Raw genomic sequence first — 14,131 nt, 5'->3', positions numbered from 1 at the left:
GAGATAGTTCTGCTGTACCAGGTCCACCCCTCCATGTTGGAAATGATGGTATGAAGGGGCTGGCATGGCGGAGCTTCACGATTTTGCGCGCCACGTATTTGACTAATTAAATGTTAGCTACTTGACAAAAGAAAGTATTGATGGTATGATCACTACAGTTGAAGAAGATACTAATCTTTCGATGGTAGCTAGTACAAAGTCAGTATGACGATGTACCAGGAAGTCAAGTTTTATATTTGGAGGATTCTAAAAATGGCCTGGGAAATTGATGCGACACACTCACAGGTAGTGTTTGCTGTTAAACATATGGTTGTTAGCACAGCCAAAGGTAGTTTCAACGTATTCCGTGGTTCTTTGAACATCGATACCGAGACCCCATCCAACTCCTGGGTTGAGGCCGAGGCCGATGTTGCGAGCCTCGATACTCGTGACAAAAATCGCGATGGTCACCTGCTCTCCCCTGATTTCTTTGATGTTGAGAAATATCCAACGATCACTTTCAAGAGCACCAATGTTGAGTCAGTTGGCGGTAACGATTACAAAGTAACTGGCGATCTGACCATTCACGGTGTGACGAAGTCGGTGGTGTTTGATGCTGAGTACGGCGGTCAGGTAAAAGATCCCTATGGTCTGCAGCGCGCTGGCGTCAATGCTCACACGAAGATCAGCCGCAAAGATTTCGGTCTGACCTGGAGCGCCACGCTCGAGACCGGCGGTCTGGTTTTAGCTGACGATGTGAAGATTGAGATTGAGCTCGAGGCCATCGTAAAATAAGGTCGACGCCCCTTTTGTCTAAAGCGACACGTCTATACAGGCGTGTCGCTTTTTGTATGTCCTCCACCCAATCACAGAATTGTAAGCCCGGCTGAATGAATGGGTCAGGTTGGTAGATAGGATGCCAGTTCAGGCTGGTAAGATGCTCTGTTATGCCTGTGTGCCTGAAAATCTGGGGATTGAAATGTTCTAAAGTTGGATGGCATACAATGTGATTGAGGCTATTGAAAAGAAGAGGCCTACCTACCCATACAGATTTGATACAGGAAATAGGAGTGAAACATATGAGTACAACAGAGACAATGCGTGCGGTTATCATTACAAAGCCAGGTGGCCCTGAGGTCTTACAGGTGCAGACCGTGGCGCGACCTGTGCCAGTGGGCGATCAAGTCCGTGTGCGCGTACGAGCTGCTGGACTGAATCGAGCGGATCTGGCGCAGCGGATGGGCTTTTATCCGGCACCAGCCGGTGTACCAGCGGATATTCCAGGTTTAGAATTTGCAGGTGAAGTTGATGCCGTTGGCCCTCTGGTAAGCGCATGGAAGCCTGGTCAACGTGTGATGGGGCTGGTTAGCGGAGGTGCACAGGCCGACTATCTTCTGGCGCAAGAGGGGATGCTGGTGAAGATTCCGGAGAACCTCGATTTTGTGCAGGCAGCCGCTATTCCTGAAGTGTTTATGACTGCTCATGATGCACTTTTTACGCAGGGTGGTCTCCAGATGGGGGAGCGCGTGCTTATTCATGCCGCCGGGAGTGGCGTGGGAACGGCGGCGATTCAGCTGGCCCATGCTGCAGGTGCAACGGTCTATGGAACCTCACGTACACCGCAGAAGCTTGAGCGGGCCAAAGAACTTGGTCTGGAGGTTGGCCTCTCGGATCAACACTTTGCAGATGAGATTAAGGAGCTGACCCGGGGCGAAGGGGTGCAGATGGTGCTGGATTTCGTGGGGGCAAGCTATATGGAGCAGAACTTACAGGCACTGGGGACGTGGGGTCGCCTGGTCTTTCTAGCTACTATGGGTGGAACCAATGCGCAGGTCAATCTAAGCCTGGTGATGGCCAAACGGATTCAGATTCGTGGCTGTACCCTGCGCTCTCGGACCCTGGAAGAAAAGTTGGGTGTGACGCGCCGTTTTGCCACGCATGTAGTGCCTTTGCTGGCAAGCTCACAGATTGTGCCCATTGTGGAAGAGGTCTTCCCATTACACGAAATAGCTCGCGCCCATCAGGTAATGGGTGAAAATCGCAACTTTGGAAAATTAATTGTACAGCTTGACTGATGCAGTACTCCAGAGTCACCGCGCTCAATAACGTTCAAGATTTGCTCAAGATTGAGTGGAGCCTGCAAAAAGCTGTGTAATTTTGGAGCAACTATGCTACTATAAAAAAAAAAGCCCATCGCTAAAAAAAACCAAGCCCATCGCTGTACATGGCGACCTGATCGCACGTATCGTATGTCGTCTGAAAATGGTCAGGAAAGACTGAGGAGCATAAACTATGGCGCAGAAGATTCTAGTCATTGAAGATGAGGAAGGGATTATTCATCTCCTCAATCTCTATTTGAAGGATGCTGGTTTTCTGGTCGTTGTAGCGAAGGATGGGGCAGATGGGCTGGCTTTACATGCTCGTGAACTGCCTGATCTGGTCATCCTCGATATTATGCTCCCTGCGATTGATGGCTTTGAGGTTTGTCGGCGTATTCGGGCCTGGTCTCAGACCCCCATTTTGATGCTGACGGCACGGGGAGATGAAGAAGATCGCATTGCCGGATTGGATCAAGGGGCCGATGATTATCTTGTGAAGCCTTTTAGCCCACGTGAGTTGGTGAGTCGGATCCGGGCGATCCTGCGGCGAGTCAATACAACGGCTGAAGTGGCGGAGAAAGGCGAAACGATTTCGTCCTCACCACTCCCTCCACCGGCAAGCGAAGAGCTACTCCGTTTTCCTGGTCTGAGTATTGACCTCCTTGCCCGTCGTGTAGAGGTCAAGGGCCAGGAAGTGGCTTTGACCCCAACTGAATTTGATCTCCTGACCCTGATGGCAAAATCGCCCGATCGTGTTTTCACCCGTGAAGTATTGATGAATAAAGTCTGGGGCTACGACTATCTGGGTGATGGGCATACGATTGATGTGCATATTAGCGCATTGCGCAAAAAGATCGAAGGCGACTCAGAGCTACGCTATATTAAGACCGTCTGGCGTGTTGGCTATCGTTTTGAGGCTAAATCGCGTTCAAAAGTTACCTCGTAGGAGAGCACGATGGCGAACAGACGTGAACGGACAATGCGTATACAGTGGTGGCAAAGCATTCGCTGGCGTTTCGCCCTGGCTTCGGCCCTGATTGCTCTGATTGCAACCAGCCTCCTTGCCCTGGTCGCTATTTTAATGATCAGCCATTATTATGGAGAAGATCAGAGGGGCCGTCTGGGCGCAGTGGTGGGAGGGATTGCGGATGATAAGGCACATGGGATAGTCAAACGTTTTCAGGATGATCCCAGGCATAATCTGGAACTGGCAGTGAACCAGGAGCTCGATGGCTGGCTCACTCAACAGGATCAACAGCCTCTTGTGATCGTGTTTCGTCCCAATGGGGTCCCTATTTATCCTTTTCGTGCAGAGACAAACCCACTGGCCACCCAGGTTCCGACTCATGCCACTGCCACCGCAGACGCATTGTCTATTGAGCAGGCTACGGCAATCGCACGAGCAACGGCTACGGCTCTGCCCACCGATCCAAACAAGAGGATCGCACCCGATGTACAGGAGACAGCAACAGCAAAACGTCTCTCCAATGCCCGCTCGACGCTTGATAAAGTTGTTGCCTATTCGCTGGGCCTCCAGAATCGCACGCTAGAGGCAAAGGATCTGGCGCTGCTTGAACAGGCCATTGAGCGGGCCTGGGGCCGGAAGCATCAATCAACGGATGGTGAGTTTGGTCGTAACAACCCCATTGATAATGTGCAGCCATTCTCGGTGCGACCACTGATGGATGATAAGCGTCTCCTGGGCGTTATTGTCGTCACAAATCGAGAACAGAAACTCCCCCCCTTTATCTTTTCGGTTGGCGAGGCTGTGCTGTTAGCTTCGTTAGCTGTGGCAATGCTGGCGGCATTGGCTGCCATTCTCTTCTCACAGACGATTACGAACCCCCTGAGCCGTCTGACGCAAGCCACACGCGTGCTGGCACAGGGCAATTATGACGCTCAGGTGACGATGAAGGCTCCTGGTGAACTGGGTGAGCTCGCAGACAATTTTAACCATATGGCTACCCAGCTGAAGCAAGATGTAGAGGAGCTCAGGCGACAGGAGGTCTGGCGTCGTGAACTGATTATGAACATCACTCATGATCTGGCTACTCCATTGACTGCGATTGCCGGTCTGGGAGAGTCTTTGATGGATGGCGTCAATCAGAGTCGAGAAGATTATGAGATTACAGGTCGCATTATTATGAATGAGACCCTGCGCCTGCGCCGGCTGGTACAGGATCTGCATATGATGGCCAAAGTAGAGGGGGGGGCTTTGCAGCCAAAGCCAAAGCCTGTACGGCTGGCCGCTCTTATCGATGAGGTTCTGGCGGTGCAGATTGCTGAATTTGAGCGCCATCAGATCGAGCCAAGCAACCTTGTTCCGTTCCAGCTGCCACTGGTGCTGGCTGATCCCGATATGCTCACGCGGGTCTTTGCAAATCTCTTCAGTAATGCGCTACGACATACTCAGGAGGGTGGGGGACTGACGATCTCTGCCATTGCGGAGCCACAACGTGTGATTATCTCCTGTACCGATACAGGAGAAGGTATCCCTGAAGATGCTCTGGATCGCATCTTTGAGCGCTTTTATCGTGTGGATGGTGCCCGCCAATCCTCAACAGGTGGCAGTGGTCTGGGATTAGCAATCGTCCGAGCCATTATTGAAGCGCATGGCGGAACTATCTGGGCCAGTAATGCCCCTGGTGGTGGTGCAAGCATCTCTTTTTCCCTGCCCTTGCCTGCCGCTCCTGATAATGAGGTGACGCAACCCATGGTACGCTTACCTGCGTCGGCCCGAAAAAAAGCTCGTTAATTACTGGTTACTCGGCTAGCCCTTCCTTCGCTTGTATATTGGAGTATGTATCTCTATTCTCAGCTGGAGTATGTATCTCTATTCTCAGCTGGAGTATCTATCTCTATTCTACGTTGGAAGGATTGTGCTAGTATTTATGCAACGGAATGCTTGGAGAGAAGCAGCGTGGGTCTTTGGGTTGAGCCGCCTGGCTCTACTATTAATTACCTTTGCGGGCATCAGTAATTTTCCACCTCTGGGACAGGCAGCTCCCCGTCATTGTACACCCGATCTGACCCCATGCCTGCAAGCCTGGTGGCGTTGGGATGTGGTCCATTATGTCGATATTGCAAGTAAAGGATATATACACCTTTACGATACCGCTTTTTTTCCTTTCTGGCCCCTGCTCATGCACGTTGTTGGAGCTCTTTTTGGTGGAAGCCCCACGGCTGATTATGCGGCGGGGCTATTACTGGCAAATCTCTGGTATTATCTGGCTCTGGTATTCTTCTATGAGCTGGTGAGTACAGAGTTTGAGCCAGCAGTTGCGAAGATTGCCCTCTTCTATTTGAGCTTCTCGCCCTTCTCGCTCTATTTTTTTGCGGGTTATACAGAGTCGCTCTTTTTATTTCTGTCGCTGCTCATCTTCTGGCTCTTGCGACGTGGGCGACCATTGGACTGGTGGCTGGCGGGATTGTGTGGGTTTGTTGCGACTCTGACGAGGTCAACGGGCATTGCTCTGGCGGTCCCTTTTCTGGTACTGGCAGGTCAGCGCTTCTGGCTTGAGCAGCCAGACAGAAGGATTCGCTGGCGGGAATTGGTGAATGCTCTTCTACCAATCTGTTTATTAGGTCTGGCCCTTTTGACCTATATGGCGTATCTCTGGCAGACCAGAGGTGATCCCTTTCTCTTTAGTAAGCAAGAAGAGATTGGCTGGCAGAGGCATCTCACCTTCCCCTGGACCGGAATTGTGAGCGCAGTACTCATTATCTTCACCTCGCCCGGGGGAGCCTTTAATGTTCAGGACATTATTTTTACCATCATACCATTGATCGTGCTATGCGTGGGTTGGAAACGTCTGCCCTGGCACTATAGCCTGTTTGCATTAACCATGATCCTGTTCTTTCTCAGCCATCCGGCGGCCAACAAGCTGCCTCTGGCCTCAGCTCCCCGCTATATGCAGGCAGTCTTTCCGATCACCATTATCTTTGCGCTTTGGGCCAGGCGGTATCCGCGCTTTGATCGGCTCTATCTCGCAATCTGTCTACCATTCTTTGTCATCAATACGATTTTATTTATCAGCTATGTCTGGATAGCATAAAGCGAATCAAGATCATATACCGGGGTAAGATGCAATGTCCTGCCTTTATCACTTCATCTTTGCTTGTTTTTGTTTTTAGTGTTATGCTGTTTGTAAATCATAACTGGGTGGCCTGATGATCTGGTGTGTGGAGAGCGTTGGCTCCAGACTGGTCAAGATGTGCTATTGAAAAAAGAGAGTGTAGTGGCATGACCTCCAGGATATATTTTGTTCGTGATGCAAACAGGTTGCAGATGAAGTCAACATATGATGTAAAGATGCCAAATGTACTTGAGGCGATGCAGAAGACGGTGCAGAATGCGGCGGCACTGGTGGGTGCCCACTATTGCGAGATAGCATTGGTGGATGAGAGTGGGCAATTACTGGTAACGCAGGCCAGCTGGTCCGCACAAGATAGAAAGAGAGCACCAGGACAATTTCGGTGGGGAGAGGGTCTGATCGGACAGGTTGTGGCCCGGCGAACAAGTCTGTGCGTTGAAGCAGTAAAGTCATGGCAGCAGGAAATTTCTTACGCTGATGGAATACATTTCTTGCGACAGACACATCCATATGGTGATGCCATTCAGTCAGTGCAGCCAGATCCTGTCACCGAGGAATGGCTGGGAGGCTCATTGCTGTGTGTGCCTATTCAGCACGGAGAGATCGTCTTAGGAGTGTTGATAGGAGAGAACCTGGAAGAAGGTGCTTTTGGGGCAGCCCAACTTCAGCAGATGGAGATCATGGCTGATCAAGCAGCCATGATCCTTATGCAGGCGCAGCGTACAGAGCCTCCGCTCAAGCAGTTACCACAGGCCAATTTTCTCTCAATGATCACACATGAGTTGCGCTCGCCTCTCAACTCAATCAATGGTTATTTAGATTTATTGTTGGATAAGAGCACTGGTGAGCTCACCGATGCGCAGCGCGAATATGCCCTGCGTGCCCGTTCAGGGAGCGAGCAACTGTATGCTCTGCTTGAGGATCTCTTCCTCATCTCGCGAGCGGATGCCGGTCAATTGCGTTTGACACGTGAGATTGTGCGCCTGCCAGATATTATTAGTCAGGCGACAGAAGAGTTAGAGCTGACAGCCGCAGACTATGATATTACCCTTCAGATTGAGGTAAGCAACACCCTTCCTCCTCTCTATGCAGATGCGATCCGATTACAGCAGGTGCTTCGTAATCTGTTAAGCAATGCCCTGCGTTTTACACCTGCTGGCGGGCATGTACAGATCTCCGCAACGATCGAGGAGAGCCAGGATGAAACATTCGCCGTTACCGAGGATCTGCCGCGCGTCGTTGCCCTGCGTGTGAAAGACAATGGCATTGGGATTGCCCCTGAATATCAGGAGCAGATCTTTCAGCGTTTCTTTCAGGTCTCGGCAGCAGGCCGATCCGGCGGACAGGGGCTTGGACTGGCTATTGTGAAGATGATCGTTGAGCTGCATGGGGGTCAGGTCTTAGTAGAAAGCCAGATTGGTAAAGGCTGTACCTTCACCTGTTTATTACCTTGCTTATTGACATAACAGGTCTATTTTCTGCCTTCATCTTTGTCTGGCCTCAAAAGGTTAAATACTAGCCCTTGACGTACAAAAATATGCGTGCTATGCTCAAAATATCTCAAGATGTTCCTTGCTGATGAGCAGCAAGAAGGGGGCTCGGTACTGGAAGCTTGTACAGGAGAAGGAGACTGACTGTGGGTATGCTACGGGTCATGTCCCGCCGCGGCGACGATCGAATCACCTGGGATTCTCAGGGAATCGAGACGAATGAGCTTGATGCAGTGGCGGCAGTCCGCGAGGCTGAGCGGATCTTTAACGACGAGCGCAAAAAGGGAGCCACAGCCTTCAGGGTTGAGGCCGGAAAAACTGTAGGACGGATCGACACATTTGATCGTACAGCCGAACAGATTGTCCTTGTTCCGCGAGTGGTGGGCGGGTGAGGAGTTGAGTGCAGCTATGTTGGAAACGCTGAGTTTATTCCTGGGTATCTGGCTGCTCTTTCTTCTCCTGGCGATCTACTACCTCTCGCAATCGCCTGATGGCGGAGTTGGTCGTCTGCGTGAATCAGTAAGCGAGCATCTTTCAGCCGAGAGCAGAGCCAAAGCGCTTCTGCGAGAGATGCTCTCCGAGAATCAGTATCAGCAGCTTATCAAGTTTGGATACCTGGAAGTCATCAGTCCATCGATAGATAATCGTGTCTATCGCATTCCAGGCTCAGGGGGTCTGGTAAAGGTCTACGAGCGTGGATGTGCGGTAATGGAATTGTGCTTACAACCAGCCGAACCTCTTCCGGATGGAGATGTTGTAGTGATGCACAAACTGATGATTGAGGCGAATGAGCAGGAATATTTGCAGAAGGCAAATCACTTTGCTCCAGGCATCATCTCTTTGCGTTGCCAGCATCTCTAACATCAGAATAGGCAGAAGAGGTATTATCTGGAGGTCGAGACGCCAGCCGATGTTCTTTTGGCAAGCATCTCGGCCTCCAGATGATACCTCTTCTTCTCATCCCATTAGAGCATAAAACTCCAGAGATACTTTGTATTGGTATATGGTTGCCAGATAAATTGATCTGGCAAAACTTGCTGCTTAGAGAAGCTGAAAATGACATCCCCCTCCAGACTAGCTCCGCCATCAATGGTGAACGATGAATTGGCAGCAAAGAGATTATGGCCTTGATATCCAGAAATATCCGCGTCAGAATAGCCCCCACAACAGCAGCCCCACCACTGGTAATAACCCGAGTAAGCATCCCCCTATTAAAGATCGTTGAGGTGTTGATTGAGCTCTTAGCTGTTTGCCCATTTTTTAGTCCTCTAGCCCACTATATCCATAGATAATGTCTTTGAGGGCTTGAAGCCCAGATAAATTGATATGCAAACTCTTATTCTCAGTTATTGCTACACTTCTGCTCTGGCCTGCCTCACTGTTGAGCGCTCATCTGCCAGATAAAGTGTTTCTGTGGACCCTCCGACCAGATAAACTGATCCGGCAATGGTGTCCCGGGTGCACTACTATAGCTAAAGATGAGATCTCCCTCGAGCGTTGACCAACCCTTTAATGAAATCTCCCCATTGTGGCCAAACAGGTTGTTACCCCGATAGTCAAAACCATCAGCAGTCAACTCTGCCGAATTATCGCTATCGTCGAGATTGTGTGTGACCGTATGAAATTTCAGTGGGAGCAAGTTCAAGTCATCAGCGAAAAGATTCTGGAGACGAACATGAATAATGAGATCTACCCGTTCTCCTTCCGGCAGCTTATCATAGGAGAGATAGGTCACTGCGATCAGATCTGCGGTCGCAATCTGTCCTGGTTGCAATGTGATGGTATCGGAGACTGGATCCACCCAGGGCTGCAACAAGGTGACATTGAGCAGTGGCGCTGCCAGCTGATTGAGCACAACAAACAGCGAGAACACGGTAAAGAGGGATGCGGGAAGCCAGCCCAGAAGGAAGGACAGACTATTCCTGCCCGCAAGCGTATTCAGAAAAAGGGCAAGCAGAGCGGTAAACAGACAGAACCAGAAGATCCAGAAATGCAGCAAGAAGAGCTGCGCATTCACCGACTCCGGCCACTGTGCCACAAAAGGCAGAATCCAGAGCCAGATACCCAGAGCCGGGAACAGGCCAACAATCAGACCTCTCCAGAAGGCTTTTGCACCCCAGACTCTCCAGAACCAGGGCTGACCGGATACCACCGTTCTCTCAATTGCCATCGACGCAACTTTCTCTCCATCAACACTGTCAGTTGATGGGTTGGCCTCAACTGGAGGTCCATCGCCAATAGACATCTCGAAGTATCCTCTCGTCATTAAGTAGAGGGCTTTCCATCCTCGTAAGAAACCTTGAGGGCTGACCATTTATCAAGCCTCCAACACGAGCCAGAAGCGCTCATAGAACCCCCTCTGACCTGCCTCACTGTTGAGCGTTCATCTGCCAGATAAAGTGTTTCTGTGGACCCTCCGACCAGATAAACTGATCCGGCAGTGGTGTCCCGGGTGCACTGCTATAGCTAAAGAGGAGATCTCCCTCGAGCGTTGACCAGCCCTCTAATGAAATAGACTCATCATGCCCAAACAGGTTGTTTCCTTGGTAGTCAAAGCCATCAGCAGTCAACCTTGGAGAATTATCACTATCATCGAGATTGCGCGTTAACGCATGAAATTTCAACGGGAGCAAGGTCAAGCCATCACCGGAAAGATTCTGGAGGCGAACATGAATAATGAGATCCATTCGTTCTCCTTCCGGCAGCTTATCATAGGAGAGATAGGTGACCGCAATCAGATCTGCGGTCGCAATCTGTCCTGGTTGCAATGTGATGTCATCGGAGACCGGATCCACCCAGGGCTGCAACAAGGTGACATTGAGCAGTGGCGCTGCCAGCTGATTGAGCACAACAAACAGCGAGAACACGGTGAACAGGGATGCGGGAAGCCAGCCCAGAAGGAAGGACAGACTATTCCTGCCCGCAAGCGTATTCAGGAAAAGGGCAAATAGAGCAGTAAACAGACAGAACCAGAAGATCCAGAAATGCAGCAAGAAGAGCAGCGCATTCACCGACTCCGGCCACTGTGCCACAAAAGGCAGAATCCAGAGCCAGATACCCAGAGCCGGGAACAAGCCAATAATCAGGCCTCTCCAGAAGGATTTTGCATGCCAAATACTACTAAATAGTAATTTGACACTCCTCACTTTTTCTTTATCCTTGTTCTTGATAGTATTCATGCCACCTCCTTATTTTATAAACACAAAAATAGCATTAAATACTTACAGCATCCTACTTGATTTATATAAATTGATATGCTATTCTCTTAAGAAACTAAATCTAAATTCATATATGCCATTATAGCAGAAAGCATGAACTTTGAGCAAGGTCAATAGTAATATCTGTAGAGTATTTTTACCATAAAGGAGGCTAATCTTCTATGAGCTTCGTTAAAGATACAGATACCTTACAAGTAGAATACACACCTATTCAACTTGCTGGACAAGCAATAGAAAAAGATTCTACCCACCTTGCAGGTGAGCTAAAAACAATGTGGGAGGATTTTCAGTCTGAATATACTGGGCAAGCGTATGGTTGCAGTACTCTTCCTGGCTGTTTACAGATCGCTTTTTACAACTATGACACCACACACAAACCTCAGCTAGATACAATCATTAGCAACCGACAAAATATTGGCAAAATCTTGGAAGGATCCGCAGATTTATTTGACTTTCATGACAAAATAGTTTCAAAAAGCTTTAATATCTACACTGACCAATATGAAAACGGCAGTAAAGATGGTGATAGACCTTTAGATAATTTACAGATTCCTAATGACTTCCAAATACAGTAACAGCAGTAAAGATGGTGGTAGACCTTTAGATAATTTTTAAATTCCTACTAATTTTCAAAATTAGCAGCATCATCACGCAAAAATGTAGGGAGACTTTATGAGCAATTGGTTACAGAATCACACTTCACCAGTAAAAAACACCTTAAATACGATTTGGAATAAATTGAAAGACTTGCAAAATGAATTTTTTAAATACAATGATGACTATTACGTCAAATCACAAGACGTCGCAAATCATTATCAGGGTGCAAGTGCGGTAGCTTTTTTAGATGCAGTTGGAACTGATATCAATAAGGCTAAGTCTCATCTTGAACATCTTGGACATGTCTCCAGTGCCTCGTCTGTTCTCTCCAGTGCTATCACCAATACCAGCCAATCTTATGATGGAAAGTTAGATGGAATTATAAATGAAAGCAAATATGAAGTACCTCAGAATGTCTTTGACAGCTGGAGAGATGCCTTGATTAACGGAGTTTTACAGGCAGATGGTACGCAGCAGACTTTCCTCAATGATGTTTTAACGACTGGTAGTACAATTATTACTCAGAAGTGGAGTGCAGTCTACAATGATAGTGCTGCATGGATAACGCTCGCTGCGGATTCAATAGTCCTCGATGCCGTTACCTACGATAATCCCTGGGCAGATACTAATTCTAAAGATACTCAGAAGCTGGAAAAAGATTTAGAAGGCAAGTTTACCAATTCATTCGACAATCTGGCACAAGAAATAGAGAAGCATCTCAAAGACTGGGCGGATGAGATCCATTCAGCTTATACAACTTTTCAGGGCGTCATGAACAACCCGGATTACTTGAGTGCACGCGATCTCTTCTATTATATTGGTTCGCCAAGAGATCACACTCAAAATACCAATAAACCTATTACCATCACTCCTTATACCAATAAAGAAGGTCAAAAGGGGCTATTAATCACTATTGCTGGAACAGATATCTCTCATTGGTGGGATACGAGCCTCTTTACTGCACTCCAGACAGGAGTTGGTGCTCCCGATAATCCTTATCTGACCGAGATTGGCAATGCCATAAATACTTATATGTCGCAGCATCCTGAAATGAATGGGGCTGATGTGACTTTTGCTGGCTATAGCCTCGGTGGTATGGCAGCCCAGGATTGGGCCAGCGAAATTATGGACACGAGCAAGACAAATCAATTAAGTCAGTATCATCTCCATGTCGCTAATGTAGTTACTTATGGTGCTCCTGTCATGCACTCTCCAGATGCTCATGTAAACTATCAAATGTATGATGCAAATCATGATCCAATCCCACTTCTTTCAAGCTACGAAAATCCACAATTAAGTGATAAGCATCTCGTAGACATCGTGAATCAATTAGTAAAAAACCCTCTTGGTGTTAATGTTTGGGATATTCTCAATAATAGTGATCGCATTGAGACAGCCTACCAATCATTGCAAAAAGCAGATACATTGCCATGGGACAAAAAATTAAGCAGTTACATTGATACTAAACATGAATATCAAGATAATCTTCATGCGATTCATGATCTTACCGATATCGGTAATATTGATGATGGAAATAAAGAGACATTCCATGTCGACTATGTATGGGAAATGACTCAAAATGGGTTTCAACAAGTCCCTGTATTTATCCCCGGTCATTCACTTAATTTCGAGAATCACACTAAATATACAATAAGCAATCAATTGAATATGTCTTCTACTGATACCACAGGGATCGATCCTCAAACCTTTGGTCCCACTGAGTATTTTGGTCTTTATACCCATCAATAATTCTAGCAGGAAAATCAATGAATAAGACGCCTTTACGCTTTACTCGCGAAGAACTGGCTCTGCTTCAGCAGGCACTACACCTCTCTTCGCTGCCCGGCCTGCCTGATAATCTCCTGGCTTCCCTGCCTGAGGAGCAGCAGGCTCAGATCATCCAGGCTGCCGATCATTCTCTGCGAGCTCGGACGCTCGTTGGGTGGAATTCGGCTGGGGAGCGCGTGATTGATGATCGTTTGCAAGCGCTCTTCCACGATTATGCCAGGCCCGATGCTACCCTTTTCGTCGATACGCTGGTCGCAGGCAAACGCCAACTGCCGTTCCTCTATGTCTTTGCACGAGCACTCTATGAGCAGTGTCAGCCGGAGCCAGCTGTCTATCAACTCCGCCTATTCTCTTATTATCATGAGCTTCTGCAACGTCTGACACCGGTGATCTCTCTCCGATCCGCTCAGCGATTTGAGGAGCTATCGGGTGAGATCACACAGTCCCTCCTGACGGAAGGTGTAAAGATTGCGCAGCAGAACAGGGAGAAGGCTTCCGCGCTCTTCGCTACCTCACTCCCCGACAAGCTTGCAGAGACGCTGGCCCGGGCCTATGCTGAGCCAGCGGAGGTGATTCAGTATCTGGCACGCTGGCGTCCCCTGCCTTCGGCTGAACAGACGAAGCCTGAGGCTGCTCTGACGATTATTCTGTTTCACCAGCAGATCTTTCTACTTGAGGTAGATAATCCCGATCAAGGCACAAACGCTCACGTGACGGTGAAGGCTGCGACTCCACGTATGCTTGAGCAAGCGATCACTCAGATCCTCCCTCAGGTGACTGATCGTTACCTGTAGGAAGAGGCTGAGTGATACTCAATGACCTCCATGTCGGCATGAGATAGCCTGAGGAGACGCTCCACCTGGGAA

At 48.7% G+C, this 14,131-nt stretch carries 13 protein-coding genes; 11 read left to right on the top strand and 2 right to left on the bottom strand.

Annotated features, from left to right (window positions below; all coding sequences use genetic code 11):
• The first annotated feature begins 204 nt into the window (after window positions 1–204).
• The 8 genes from EL628_RS05770 (at window position 205) to EL628_RS05735 (ending at window position 8,523) form a co-directional block, all read left to right on the top strand.
• Window positions 205–774, top strand: a complete 570-nt coding sequence (locus EL628_RS05770) for a YceI family protein (RefSeq protein ID WP_307719289.1) — start codon at window positions 205–207, stop codon at window positions 772–774.
• Between the two features lie 284 nt (window positions 775–1,058).
• Window positions 1,059–2,054 (top strand): NAD(P)H-quinone oxidoreductase, encoded by a 996-nt coding sequence (locus tag EL628_RS05765; RefSeq protein WP_245993998.1) that lies wholly within the window; start codon window positions 1,059–1,061, stop codon window positions 2,052–2,054.
• Window positions 2,055–2,271: 217 nt separating this feature from the next.
• A complete protein-coding gene (locus tag EL628_RS05760; protein WP_126579023.1) occupies window positions 2,272–3,024 on the top strand; it encodes a response regulator transcription factor in 753 nt (250 codons plus the stop codon).
• Window positions 3,025–3,033: 9 nt separating this feature from the next.
• The gene (locus tag EL628_RS05755; RefSeq protein ID WP_126579022.1) at window positions 3,034–4,833 is read left to right on the top strand and encodes a sensor histidine kinase; all 1,800 of its coding nucleotides are present in this window, start codon (window positions 3,034–3,036) and stop codon (window positions 4,831–4,833) included.
• Window positions 4,834–4,969: 136 nt separating this feature from the next.
• Entirely contained in the window at window positions 4,970–6,133 is a 1,164-nt protein-coding gene (locus EL628_RS05750; RefSeq protein WP_161975296.1) for a mannosyltransferase family protein, read from the top strand.
• Between the two features lie 233 nt (window positions 6,134–6,366).
• Complete coding sequence (locus EL628_RS05745; protein WP_161975295.1) at window positions 6,367–7,638, top strand: GAF domain-containing sensor histidine kinase; 1,272 nt, start codon at window positions 6,367–6,369, stop codon at window positions 7,636–7,638.
• Between the two features lie 176 nt (window positions 7,639–7,814).
• Window positions 7,815–8,054 carry a hypothetical protein gene (locus EL628_RS05740; protein ID WP_245994211.1) on the top strand — a complete coding sequence of 80 codons (240 nt, stop codon included), beginning with the start codon at window positions 7,815–7,817 and terminating at the stop codon, window positions 8,052–8,054.
• Between the two features lie 16 nt (window positions 8,055–8,070).
• Window positions 8,071–8,523: a hypothetical protein gene (locus EL628_RS05735; RefSeq protein WP_126579018.1), complete on the top strand. Its 453-nt coding sequence runs from the start codon at window positions 8,071–8,073 to the stop codon at window positions 8,521–8,523.
• A gap of 514 nt (window positions 8,524–9,037) precedes the next feature.
• Here the strand turns inward: EL628_RS05735 and EL628_RS05730 are convergent.
• Window positions 9,038–9,907, bottom strand: coding sequence for a hypothetical protein (locus EL628_RS05730; RefSeq protein WP_126579017.1), 870 nt, complete (start codon window positions 9,905–9,907; stop codon window positions 9,038–9,040).
• 124 nt (window positions 9,908–10,031) lie between these two features.
• Complete coding sequence (locus EL628_RS05725) at window positions 10,032–10,841, bottom strand: hypothetical protein (RefSeq protein ID WP_126579016.1); 810 nt, start codon at window positions 10,839–10,841, stop codon at window positions 10,032–10,034.
• A 200-nt stretch (window positions 10,842–11,041) separates the two neighbouring features.
• Here EL628_RS05725 and EL628_RS05720 point away from each other — a divergent pair, with 200 nt between their 5' ends.
• The 3 genes from EL628_RS05720 to EL628_RS05710 all read left to right on the top strand — a co-directional run bounded on the left by EL628_RS05720 (window position 11,042) and on the right by EL628_RS05710 (window position 14,059).
• Window positions 11,042–11,455 (top strand): hypothetical protein, encoded by a 414-nt coding sequence (locus EL628_RS05720; RefSeq protein WP_126579015.1) that lies wholly within the window; start codon window positions 11,042–11,044, stop codon window positions 11,453–11,455.
• Window positions 11,456–11,552: 97 nt separating this feature from the next.
• Window positions 11,553–13,226, top strand: a complete 1,674-nt coding sequence (locus EL628_RS05715; protein WP_126579014.1) for a hypothetical protein — start codon at window positions 11,553–11,555, stop codon at window positions 13,224–13,226.
• Window positions 13,227–13,243: 17 nt separating this feature from the next.
• Window positions 13,244–14,059, top strand: a complete 816-nt coding sequence (locus tag EL628_RS05710; RefSeq protein ID WP_126579013.1) for a hypothetical protein — start codon at window positions 13,244–13,246, stop codon at window positions 14,057–14,059.
• The last annotated feature ends 72 nt before the right edge of the window (window positions 14,060–14,131 follow it).

This window comes from Tengunoibacter tsumagoiensis (genome assembly GCF_003967535.1).
Taxonomy (GTDB): Bacteria; Chloroflexota; Ktedonobacteria; order Ktedonobacterales; family Ktedonobacteraceae; genus Tengunoibacter; species Tengunoibacter tsumagoiensis.
Note: the sequence above shows the minus strand (reverse complement) of the source record. Positions and strands in the feature narration are given on the sequence as shown.

Excerpts from the sequence above, each read along its gene's own strand:
- EL628_RS05770 (WP_307719289.1), top strand. The coding sequence starts at position 205 with ATGACGATGTACCAGGAAGTCAAGTTTTATATTTGGAGGATTCTAAAA.
- EL628_RS05765 (WP_245993998.1), top strand. The coding sequence starts at position 1,059 with ATGAGTACAACAGAGACAATGCGTGCGGTTATCATTACAAAGCCAGGT.
- EL628_RS05760 (WP_126579023.1), top strand. The coding sequence starts at position 2,272 with ATGGCGCAGAAGATTCTAGTCATTGAAGATGAGGAAGGGATTATTCAT.
- EL628_RS05755 (WP_126579022.1), top strand. The coding sequence starts at position 3,034 with ATGGCGAACAGACGTGAACGGACAATGCGTATACAGTGGTGGCAAAGC.
- EL628_RS05750 (WP_161975296.1), top strand. The coding sequence starts at position 4,970 with ATGCAACGGAATGCTTGGAGAGAAGCAGCGTGGGTCTTTGGGTTGAGC.
- EL628_RS05745 (WP_161975295.1), top strand. The coding sequence starts at position 6,367 with ATGAAGTCAACATATGATGTAAAGATGCCAAATGTACTTGAGGCGATG.
- EL628_RS05740 (WP_245994211.1), top strand. The coding sequence starts at position 7,815 with ATGCTACGGGTCATGTCCCGCCGCGGCGACGATCGAATCACCTGGGAT.
- EL628_RS05735 (WP_126579018.1), top strand. The coding sequence starts at position 8,071 with ATGTTGGAAACGCTGAGTTTATTCCTGGGTATCTGGCTGCTCTTTCTT.
- EL628_RS05730 (WP_126579017.1), bottom strand. The coding sequence starts at position 9,907 with ATGTCTATTGGCGATGGACCTCCAGTTGAGGCCAACCCATCAACTGAC.
- EL628_RS05725 (WP_126579016.1), bottom strand. The coding sequence starts at position 10,841 with ATGAATACTATCAAGAACAAGGATAAAGAAAAAGTGAGGAGTGTCAAA.
- EL628_RS05720 (WP_126579015.1), top strand. The coding sequence starts at position 11,042 with ATGAGCTTCGTTAAAGATACAGATACCTTACAAGTAGAATACACACCT.
- EL628_RS05715 (WP_126579014.1), top strand. The coding sequence starts at position 11,553 with ATGAGCAATTGGTTACAGAATCACACTTCACCAGTAAAAAACACCTTA.
- EL628_RS05710 (WP_126579013.1), top strand. The coding sequence starts at position 13,244 with ATGAATAAGACGCCTTTACGCTTTACTCGCGAAGAACTGGCTCTGCTT.